This window comes from Roseomonas sp. TAS13 (assembly GCF_001950415.1).
Taxonomy (GTDB): Bacteria; Pseudomonadota; Alphaproteobacteria; order Acetobacterales; family Acetobacteraceae; genus Roseomonas; species Roseomonas mucosa.
Window position 1 is genome coordinate 1 of the sequence record NZ_BDLP01000745.1, and the last position, 830, is coordinate 830.

Genomic DNA, 830 nt, shown 5'->3' on the forward strand with positions numbered 1-830 from the left:
GCGCGACAGGAGGTCCTCGGCCTGGCTCAGCGGCAGCAGCAGCCGGGCGGGATCGGGCGCGGCCTCCGGCGGATGCGGACCGGACCGGCGCGTGGCCCAGGGCGGCGTGCTGCCGTCGTCGGGATCGTCTTCGTCCCAGCCTGCCATGTCGCCGACCTCTGTCCGAAGACGCTGGCGGGGGCTTCTGAGCTCCCGGCCTTCTTTTTCAGGATACACGGTAAAACAGCGATCTGTAAGGTATTCTGAAACTGATAGACGGGTATCGCTTGTGCTACTCCGACGCCCGGTGGAATGCCGTCGGCGACCGCGTCGCGCCTCCGCAGCCGCCCCTCCCCATTCCGTCCGCTAATCCCCATTTGCGGACGGAATGCAGGGCGCTGCTTGCGGGGACGGGAAGGGGTCGCCGGGGGCGTTTTGCCCGGCGGCGGAGTAGCACAAGCGATACCCGTCTTTGAATTTCAGAACGATTTCCAATCTGCTGTTTTTTCCCTATCCTGAGTACGAAGACCGGGAACTCAGAAGCTCCTCTCAACGTCTTCGGGCGGAGGTTTGGTGCATGGCAGGCTGGGATGAGGATGAAGGTGATCCCGACGACGGCAGCACGCTGCCCTGGGCCACGCGCCGGTCCGGTCAGCCTCCGCCGGCGGCCGCGCCCGATCCCGCCTGGCTGCTGCTGCCGCTGAGTCAGGCCGAGGACCTCGTCTCGCGCCTCGACGCCCGCGCCGGGGCTGCTTCGGAGGCCGTGCGCGAGGGCCTGGTCGCCCGCCTGGCGCTCGCCGAGGCCGCGGCCTGGCTCACCCAGGCCGGCCTGCCCACCCATCCGCACGACC

1 protein-coding gene is annotated in these 830 nt (G+C 68.6%); it reads left to right on the plus strand.

Going from position 1 to position 830, the window contains the following annotated elements; all coding sequences use genetic code 11:
• Positions 1 to 556 precede the first annotated feature (556 nt).
• Positions 557 to 830 (plus strand): hypothetical protein (locus ROTAS13_RS25275; RefSeq protein ID WP_216348757.1); only part of this gene is annotated, 274 nt, incomplete at its 3' end.